8 protein-coding genes, 1 tRNA gene and 1 pseudogene are annotated in these 8,970 nt (G+C 35.1%); 3 read left to right on the top strand and 7 right to left on the bottom strand.

What is annotated here, in order from left to right; genetic code table 11:
- From ABJI11_RS10030 to ABJI11_RS10015, 4 genes and pseudogenes are all read right to left on the bottom strand, one after another.
- Nucleotides 1-221: pseudogene (locus ABJI11_RS10030) on the bottom strand (MotA/TolQ/ExbB proton channel family protein); the annotation flags it as partial.
- A 77-nt stretch (nt 222-298) separates the two neighbouring features.
- Nucleotides 299-386, bottom strand: a tRNA-Ser gene (locus ABJI11_RS10025).
- Nucleotides 387-457: 71 nt separating this feature from the next.
- Nucleotides 458-1,489 (bottom strand): asparaginase, encoded by a 1,032-nt coding sequence (locus ABJI11_RS10020; protein ID WP_348351748.1) that lies wholly within the window; start codon nt 1,487-1,489, stop codon nt 458-460.
- A 20-nt stretch (nt 1,490-1,509) separates the two neighbouring features.
- Complete coding sequence (locus ABJI11_RS10015; protein ID WP_348351746.1) at nt 1,510-2,277, bottom strand: TatD family hydrolase; 768 nt, start codon at nt 2,275-2,277, stop codon at nt 1,510-1,512.
- Between the two features lie 37 nt (nt 2,278-2,314).
- Between ABJI11_RS10015 and ABJI11_RS10010 the strand changes: the two genes are divergently transcribed.
- A complete protein-coding gene (locus tag ABJI11_RS10010; RefSeq protein ID WP_348351744.1) occupies nt 2,315-2,764 on the top strand; it encodes a retropepsin-like aspartic protease in 450 nt (149 codons plus the stop codon).
- 41 nt (nt 2,765-2,805) lie between these two features.
- Here the strand turns inward: ABJI11_RS10010 and odhB are convergent, their stop codons facing one another.
- Together odhB and ABJI11_RS10000 are read right to left on the bottom strand one after the other, a co-directional pair.
- On the bottom strand, nt 2,806-4,026 hold the full coding sequence (gene odhB, locus ABJI11_RS10005; protein ID WP_348351742.1) for a 2-oxoglutarate dehydrogenase complex dihydrolipoyllysine-residue succinyltransferase: 1,221 nt from the start codon (nt 4,024-4,026) through the stop codon (nt 2,806-2,808).
- A gap of 25 nt (nt 4,027-4,051) precedes the next feature.
- The gene (locus ABJI11_RS10000; protein ID WP_348351740.1) at nt 4,052-6,847 is read right to left on the bottom strand and encodes a 2-oxoglutarate dehydrogenase E1 component; all 2,796 of its coding nucleotides are present in this window, start codon (nt 6,845-6,847) and stop codon (nt 4,052-4,054) included.
- A 117-nt stretch (nt 6,848-6,964) separates the two neighbouring features.
- Between ABJI11_RS10000 and ABJI11_RS09995 the strand changes: the two genes are divergently transcribed.
- Together ABJI11_RS09995 and ABJI11_RS09990 are read left to right on the top strand one after the other, a co-directional pair.
- Nucleotides 6,965-7,480, top strand: coding sequence for an alpha-ketoglutarate decarboxylase (locus ABJI11_RS09995; protein ID WP_348351738.1), 516 nt, complete (start codon nt 6,965-6,967; stop codon nt 7,478-7,480).
- A 36-nt stretch (nt 7,481-7,516) separates the two neighbouring features.
- The gene (locus tag ABJI11_RS09990) at nt 7,517-8,620 is read left to right on the top strand and encodes a DUF5009 domain-containing protein (RefSeq protein WP_348351736.1); all 1,104 of its coding nucleotides are present in this window, start codon (nt 7,517-7,519) and stop codon (nt 8,618-8,620) included.
- Between the two features lie 9 nt (nt 8,621-8,629).
- On the opposite strand, the gene ABJI11_RS09985 is transcribed toward ABJI11_RS09990, so the two are convergent.
- Nucleotides 8,630-8,970, bottom strand: a 341-nt coding sequence (locus ABJI11_RS09985) for a hypothetical protein (protein WP_348351734.1), incomplete at its 5' end; no start/stop codon positions are given.

Here is an 8,970-nt window from a genome sequence, read left to right as displayed (position 1 = left end):
ATAGCAACTGCTAAACCAAGGATCAAACATAAAAGAACGATACCCATGAAACCGGCACCACCTGTAATAAACATTTCTTTTAATAGTTGAGTAAAACCTCTTTCAGTTTCAGCTCCTCCTTCTTGAACTAGCAAAGCTACTGCTGCTACTTTTGCACTTACAATATTTGTACCTGCTACAAATGCCCCAGCGACTGCTAGGCTTGGGAATAATTTTTTCATTTTTTCAAACTTAAATTAGTTAGTTAATAGGGTTAAAGATAAAAAAAAAACAATATAAAAAAAGTAAAATTTACTTGCAGAGAGGAAGGGATTCGAACCCTCGATACCCTTTTGGGGTATACACACTTTCCAGGCGTGCGCCTTCGACCACTCGGCCACCTCTCTAAGATACCTTTTTTAAGGGTGGGCAAATAACAAAAAAAATATTGGTTTAAGAAATTAAAGCACTGTTAAATTTATAGCATCTCTCCGCGCAAAGAAGTTTCAAAAACAGTTTTAAACAACTCATTAGAGACACCACTGCCAAGTAAGTACATTGCCTTTGTAATGGCAGCCTCAGTTGTAATATCCTTACCATTAATAACTTGCATTTTTTTCAGCCTAGAACTAGTTTCATAATGCCCCATCATTACTGCGCCACCAGAACACTGTGTAACATTAATTATATGAATACCTTTATTTATTGCATTATTTAATTTCTCTAAAAACCATTCTTCCATAGGAGCATTTCCAGAACCATATGTCTCCAAAACCAGCACTTTTAAATTTTCAGCTTGCAAAATAGCATCAATAACATTTTTGTTAATTCCCGGAAAAATTTTTAAAATCGCCACATTATCATCCATATTTCTATGAGATTTTAACGTTAATTTCCTTTTTTGAGGCAATAAATATTCTTCAAAAACGGTCAAATGCACTCCAGATTCTATTAAATGAGGATAATTTAAGGAAGCGAAAGCTTGAAATTGTTCTGCATTTATCTTTGTAGTTCTATTACCTCGATACAATTTATACTCAAAATAGAGTCCAACTTCTTGCACAACTGGCTTACCCTTTTTATACAAAGCAGCTATTTGTATAGCCGTAATTAAATTTTCTTTTGCATCTGTTCTTAAATCACCAATAGGCAATTGAGATCCAGTCAATATTACAGGTTTCGAAAGGTTTTCTAGCAAAAAGCTCAATGCAGACGCAGTGTAACTCATTGTATCACTACCATGCAACACAACAAAACCATCATAATCTTGATATTTTTCTGAAATAATATCCGCAATAGCCACCCAATGTGTAGGATTCATATTAGATGAATCTATTGGATGATCAAAAGAAAAACTAGATATCGTACAATCCAATTGATTCAGCTCTGGTATATTTTTTAACAATTGCGAAAAATCGAAGGCTTTTAAGGCTCCAGAAGTATAATCTTTCATCATACCTATAGTACCACCTGTATAAATTAATAGAATATCTCTTTTATCTGCACCCAAACCCTTTCTTATTTTATTTATTAAATTCCAAAAACCTCTTTAGAGTTCTCTGTAGTCAATAAAGCTATCTCTTCATTTGGAACACCGTGAATATCCGCTAATTTTTCAAGTACATTAATAATGTATGCACTTTCATTTCTTTTACCCCTATAAGGTGTTGGTGCCAAGTAAGGCGAATCGGTTTCAAGCACAATGTGTTTTAAATCTATTTTATTTAAAAAAGTATCTATTTTACCATTTTTAAAAGTAACCACACCACCAATACCTAGCTTCATATTATATGATATAGCTATTTGCGCCTGTTCAAATGTCCCCGTAAAACAATGAAAAATTCCTCTTAAATCATCGCCATTTTCCTCTTCCAATATCTCAAATACCTCATCAAAGGCATCTCGACAATGAATCACTATAGGTAATTTATGCTTTTTAGCTAGCTGAATTTGCTTTCTAAATGCCAACTGCTGTTCTTTCAAATACTTCTTTTCCCAATACAGATCAATTCCTATTTCCCCAATGGCATAATAGGTATGTTTACCCAACATTTCTTCAACATGCATTAGTTCTTTTTCAAAATCTTCTTTCACATGCGTTGGGTGCAAACCTGTCATTAAGAACATATACTCTGGAAAATCTTTCTTTAACGCCAACATACTTTCCGTATAAGTAGAATCTATAGCAGGAATAAAAAACCGTTTCACTCCTAAATCAATTGCTTTTTGCACAGCTTCTTTTCGGTCGTCATCAAAAGCTTCACTATATAAATGTGTATGGGTATCTGTTATAATCATGCCGCAAAAATAGACTTATCTTTGAAAAAAATGAATTATGACTACCCTCAAAAAATTTTTGAAGGATAAAAACTATGTACGCATTCCGTTAGTACTTACAGCTACTGACCATTTTGAAATTAATGCAGAAATAAACGAAGTAGAAGGACGCTTTATTTTAGATACCGGAGCATCTAATACCTGCATTGGAATGGACCGTATTAATCACTTTAAATTAATCTCTGAAGAATCTATCATTAAAGCCGCAGGTGCAGGCGCCACCAATATGGAAACCTTAGTCTCTAAAAAGAATACTATTGATATAAATTCATGGAGGTACAAAAAACTAGAGATTGTTCTTTTCGATTTAAAACACGTTAACGAAGCACTAACTGCGCACAATGCAGCACCGGTTGACGGAATTATTGGTGCAGACATTTTAAAAAAATCGAAAGCAATTATCGACTACAACAAAAAGTGCATTTATTTAAAAAAGAAAAAGCGCTGAGTTTACCTCAACGCTTTTTTATATTAAGAGCTTTAGAATATTTACATTTCTAAAGCTTTCTTTACATTATTATCCATCAATAATTCTTCAGGATTTTCCAAAGCTTCTTTGATTGCAACTAAGAAACCTACAGATTCTTTACCATCAATAATTCTGTGGTCATAAGAAACCGCAACATACATAATAGGTGCAATTGCAATAGCTCCATCCCTAGCTATTGGTCTTTCAACAATATTATGCATACCTAAAATTGCACTTTGCGGTGGGTTAATTATTGGCGTAGACAACATAGAACCAAATACACCACCATTAGTAATAGTAAATGTACCACCTGTCATTTCATCTACAGTAATTTCACCCTCGCGTGCTCTTATTGCCAATCTTTTAACTTCAGCTTCAACACCTCTAAACGTTAAGTTCTCAGCGTTACGTATAACAGGCACCATTAATCCTTTTGGTCCAGAAACCGCAATACTAATATCACAGAAATCATAAGAAACCATTTCCTTACCGTCAATCATAGAATTAACAGCAGGATACATTTCTAGAGCCCTAACTACAGCTTTAGTGAAAAAAGACATAAAGCCAAGTCCTACACCATGCTTATTTTTAAAGTCTACTTTATACTTATTTCTAAGCTCAAAAATAGCACTCATATCCACTTCGTTAAAAGTGGTCAACATTGCTGTTTCATTCTTAGCAGAAACCAATCTTTCAGCAACTTTTCTACGTAACATAGATAGTTTGGAACGAGACTCACCACGATTTCCACCTGTTGGCGACCCCATAGAAGGTACTGCACTAACAGCATCTTCTTTGGTAATTCTACCATCACGGCCAGAACCAGAAACAGATTTACTATCTACTCCTTTTTCATCTAGTATTTTCTTAGCAGCAGGTGAAGGTACACCAGATGCATACGTCTCTTTTGCCTTTGCAGGCTGAGGAGCTTTTTCAGTTTTAGGTGCTTCTTTTTTCTCCTCTTTAGGAGTACTTGATTCATCTGCATCACCTTCTGGTTTTGCAGCACTTGTATCAATTAAACAAACGACAGCACCAACGGCAACAGCATCACCTTCTTCTGCTTTCAATGTAATTGTACCACTTACTTCTGCAGGCAATTCTAAAGTAGCTTTATCTGAATCTACTTCTGCAATTGCTTGATCTTTTTCTACATAATCCCCATCTTCAACTAACCATTCCGCTATTTCTACCTCTGTGATAGACTCTCCCGGCGAAGGGACTTTCATTTCTAGAATCATTCTTTCTATAATTTGATATGTTATATTATTTTTTAGGTTTGGACATATTGTCCTTTGTCTTGTCAAAGACGTAATCTATAACTTGTTGGTGACGTGCTTTTGAACGTACAGAACTACCTGCCGCTGGCGCTGCATAAAAACGTCTAGATGCTACTCTAAAATTTCTAGCTTCGTCAAAATGCGTTAACAAGTGGCTCCATGCCCCCATATTTCTAGGTTCTTCTTGAGCCCATACAACGTCATCTGCATTTTTATATTTTGCAATAGCCGCTGTCATTTGTTTTTCAGGTATTGGGAACAATTGCTCTACCCTTACCAGAGCTACATCATCTCTTTTGCCCTCTTCTTTAGCTGCTAGCAAATCATAATAGAATTTACCAGTACAGAATACCAAACTTTTTACCTTTTTAGCATCTGCAGCTTCATCATCTATTACCTCCTGGAATCCTCCATTGGTCAAGTCTGCAATTTTAGATACCGCCTTAGGGTGTCTCAATAAACTCTTAGGAGTAAATATGATCAAAGGCTTTCTAAAATTAGACTTCATTTGTCTACGAAGAATATGGAACATCTGTGCTGGTGTAGTCACATCTGCTATATACATATTATCCTTGGCACATAATTGTAGGTAACGCTCCATTCTTGCCGAAGAGTGCTCTGCACCTTGACCTTCATAACCATGCGGCAATAACATTACCAAACCATTTTGAAGCTTCCACTTATCTTCTGCTGCAGAAATATACTGGTCAATCATAATTTGGGCTCCATTACTGAAATCTCCAAATTGTGCTTCCCAAATAGTTAATGTATTAGGGCTTGCCATGGCATAACCATAGTCAAAACCTACCACACCATATTCTGACAACAATGAATTATATATTTGAAATCTAGCTTGCTTTTCAGAAAGGTGATTTAATAAAATTACCTCTTCTTCACTTTCTTCTACTTTCATTACCGCATGTCGGTGAGAAAAAGTACCACGTTCAACATCTTGCCCAGACATACGAACTGCATAACCTTCTTCCAATAATGAACCATAAGCTAAAAGCTCACCCATTGCCCAGTCTAAGTTATCAGCTTCAAAGTACATTTTGTACCTGTCCTTAACCAATTTCTCCACCTTACGTAAAAACTTCTTACCTTCTGGTAATGCTGTAATTACTTTGGCAATTTTATTTAATTTGGTTTTAGTGAATTTTGTATTCACCGCATCCATCATTTCCCACTCACGCACATTTTCAAAACCTTTCCATTCATCTGCCATGAACGGTGTAATTACGGTTTTATCTTCTTTACGTGAATCTTCTAATTTTTCTTCTAGAGAATCTTTATACTGCTTTTCTAATTGCTTTACATAAGTGCCATCAATAACACCTTCTTGCATAAGCTTCTCAGCATAAATATCTCTTGGATTTTTATGCTTGGATATTGCTTTGTATAATTTAGGCTGTGTAAATCTAGGCTCATCACCTTCATTATGCCCGTATTTTCTATAACCTAACAAATCTATAAAGACATCACCTTTAAAACGCATTCTGTATTCTAAAGCGAATAAAGAAGCATGTACTACCGCTTCGGCATCATCAGCGTTAACATGTAATACCGGACTCAATGTTACCTTAGCAACATCAGTACAATAGGTAGATGTTCTAGCATCTAGATAGTTGGTAGTAAAACCAATTTGGTTATTTACTACTATATGTATAGTACCACCAGTCTTATAACCATCAAGACCAGCCATTTGAACAACTTCATAAACCAAACCTTGACCCGCTATTGCCGCATCACCATGTACTACAATAGGAAGCACCTTAGAAATATCATCTTGATAGTCTGCATCTTGTTTTGCCCTGGCAATACCTTCAACTACTGCACCGACCGTCTCTAAGTGAGATGGGTTTGGAGCAATGCTCATCTTAATTTTATTTCCGTTATCAGATTTTCTGTCCGAAGTCCAACCTAAGTGGTATTTAACATCACCGTCAAAAATCTCTTGCTCGTAATCTTTACCATCAAACTCACTAAAGATATCTTTGGCAGATTTACCGAAAATATTGGTAAGTACGTTTAATCGACCACGGTGTGCCATACCCATAACAAACTGTTTAACACCCATTTCAGCGGCGCGCTCCACAATTACATCTAAGGCAGGAATCAGTGATTCGTTCCCTTCCAGAGAAAATCTTTTTTGCCCAACATATTTAGTATGCAAAAAAGATTCGAAAGAAATAGCATGATTTAACTTCTTAAGAATATGTTTTTTACGGTCTGATTCAAAATTAGGATGATTGTCATTTACATTTATCCAATCTTGAATCCATTTAACACGCTCTGGCTTACGTATATACATATACTCTACACCAATAGCATCACAATAGATACTTTGTAAATGTCTAACAATCTCTTTTAAAGAATTTGGACCTATACCAATTACGTCACCTGCATTAAAAATAGTATCCAGATCAGAAGAAGCTAATCCGAAGTTTTCAATTTCTAAAGTTGGCTCGTAATGTCTTCGCTCACGTACGGGATTTGTTTTAGTAAACAGATGACCTCTGCTTCTATAACCATCTATCAAACGAATTACCTGAAACTCTTTTTGAAGAGATTCTGGCATTTCACTCGAATGGCCATTTACAACGACTGTAGTTCGATTTTCATCGATTTCCAGCTCATCTAAAGAGCTTTCCATTCCAAAATCGAATCCTTGAAAAAAGGCTCTCCAACTTGGCTCTACACTATCTGGATTTACTAAGTACTTATCGTATAACTCTGAAAAAAAAGAGGTATGAACGGTATTTAAAAAGGAATATTTATCCATGAATTACTTTCTGTATCTTTAGAATAAATTTCTAACAAAAATACAACATTTACAATATCTAACGATAGAATACCATGTATTATTGAAAAAAACGAAACTTTAAAACAAAATCATCACATGAGCTTAAAAAATTTAATTTTCATAGGGCTTGCAACACTAAATATCACTTTCTCTCTAGCTCAATCTTCAAAAACCAATGCTGATTTCTGGAATAACGTAAGATTTGGCGGTAGTATTGGCTTGGGTTTCACAAATAATGGATTTAATGGTTCAATTGCACCAAGTGCTATTTATCAGTTTAACGAGCAATTTGCATCTGGAGCAAGTTTAAGCTTCAACTATGCCAAGTTTGATGAAGATAAATTACTGGCTTACGGCGGTAGTGTTCTTTCACTCTACAACCCAATTCCACAAATACAGCTTTCTGCAGAATTTGAACAATTACGTATAAATAGAACTATAGCTACCCAGACCATAGACATAGAGGACAATTATTGGGTACCGGCTTTTTTCATTGGCGCAGGGTATAGTAACAGCAATGTAACATTAGGACTACGCTACGATTTACTATATGATGACAACAAAAGTATTTACGGAAATGCACTAATGCCTTTTGTACGTGTTTATTTTTAATAAATCATTATCTTTCGTAGGACCAAACCAACCAACATGAATAATTTAAAGAACCGATATCTTTCATTGGATGTTTTTAGAGGGATGGATGTTGCCCTTATGATTATTGTAAATTCTCCCGGAAACGGAGATACTAGTCTCGGAATCTTAAAACATGCCGTTTGGAACGGTTTTACACTTACTGATCTAGTCTTCCCTACATTTCTATTCGTCGTTGGTAACGCCATGAGCTTTAGCATGAAGAAGTACGCAGATTTGGGAAGCGGAGCATTTTTCAAAAAGGTGCTAAAACGTTTTTCAATTATATTCTTACTAGGTTTTCTTATGTATTGGTTTCCTTTTTTTGAAAATGGTGGTTTAAAACCTATTGCAGAGACCAGAATATTTGGAGTATTACAACGTATTGCCCTATGCTATTTTTTCGCTTCTATTCTACTCTATTATTTTAAAACAAAATCGGTTTTAATTTTTAGTGCTCTAGCATTAATAGGTTACCATATTATATTGGTTGTATTTGGAGACTTCTCTTTAATGGGCAATGCCGTTTTAAAACTTGACAAATTTCTAATTGGAGCAAATCATATGTATCACGGCAATGGAGGAGTAGCTTTTGACCCTGAAGGTTTATTAAGCACCTTACCTGCCATAGTAAATGTTATCGCCGGATATTTTACAGGGAAATTCATTCAAAAGAATGGTCAAAATTTTGAAACCATTTCTAAACTCTTAATGGCCGCAGGCATACTTATAATTGCGGGATTTGCGTGGGATTTAATATTCCCTTTCAACAAAAAGCTTTGGTCCAGTTCTTTTGTATTACTTACCAGCGGTATTGATATATTCATCATAGCTATTTTAATCTATCTATTAGATATGTCAAAACCTGGTAAATGGACGTATTTCTTTGAAGTATTTGGTAGAAATACATTATTCATTTATCTATTATCCGAACTATTTATTATTAGTTTGGCAGAGATATCAATGAAAGGTACGAATGCCTATAATTGGATAGCTGATAATATTTTTATTGCTACGGCCGGCAATTACTTTGGCTCACTATTATTTGCTCTGTGGATAATGTTTACCTGCTGGTTAGTTGGTTACATCATGGACAAAAAAGGTATTTATGTAAAAGTGTAGTATCTAATGCTATTGGTACCGATTTCTGTACCATACCTTTTTATACGCTCTTTTTAGAATCAACAATGTAACTTGATCGGCAACGTCAACGGTATCCGTTATTTCTATATGCTGAAATTCATGCTCAGGTACATCTATAATGTACATTAAGTTCAAATATTCCGCAAAATGCTCCATCATTAAGTAATACACCTTTTCACGAATGAGAGTTATAATCGTATTACCATCTAAACTTTCAGGTAACTGTAAAGGAATATTAGCAAGAACAAAGTCCTTTTCTATCTGACGTATTAATTCATTAAAAAGTGAATCGCTCAAGGCTACCTGAATTAACTGCTCACTATTATCAA

The organism is Maribacter sp., assembly GCF_039968975.1.
Taxonomy (GTDB): domain Bacteria; phylum Bacteroidota; class Bacteroidia; order Flavobacteriales; family Flavobacteriaceae; genus Maribacter.
The sequence above is the reverse complement of the archived record's forward strand: the minus strand, read 5'-3'. Positions and strand labels throughout refer to the sequence as shown.

Coding starts and splice junctions, on each gene's coding strand:
- ABJI11_RS10015 (WP_348351746.1), bottom strand. CDS start 2,277: ATGATTATAACAGATACCCATACACATTTATATAGTGAAGCTTTTGAT.
- ABJI11_RS09995 (WP_348351738.1), top strand. CDS start 6,965: ATGAGCTTAAAAAATTTAATTTTCATAGGGCTTGCAACACTAAATATC.
- ABJI11_RS09990 (WP_348351736.1), top strand. CDS start 7,517: ATGAATAATTTAAAGAACCGATATCTTTCATTGGATGTTTTTAGAGGG.
- odhB (WP_348351742.1), bottom strand. CDS start 4,026: ATGATTCTAGAAATGAAAGTCCCTTCGCCGGGAGAGTCTATCACAGAG.
- ABJI11_RS10000 (WP_348351740.1), bottom strand. CDS start 6,847: ATGGATAAATATTCCTTTTTAAATACCGTTCATACCTCTTTTTTTTCA.
- ABJI11_RS10010 (WP_348351744.1), top strand. CDS start 2,315: ATGACTACCCTCAAAAAATTTTTGAAGGATAAAAACTATGTACGCATT.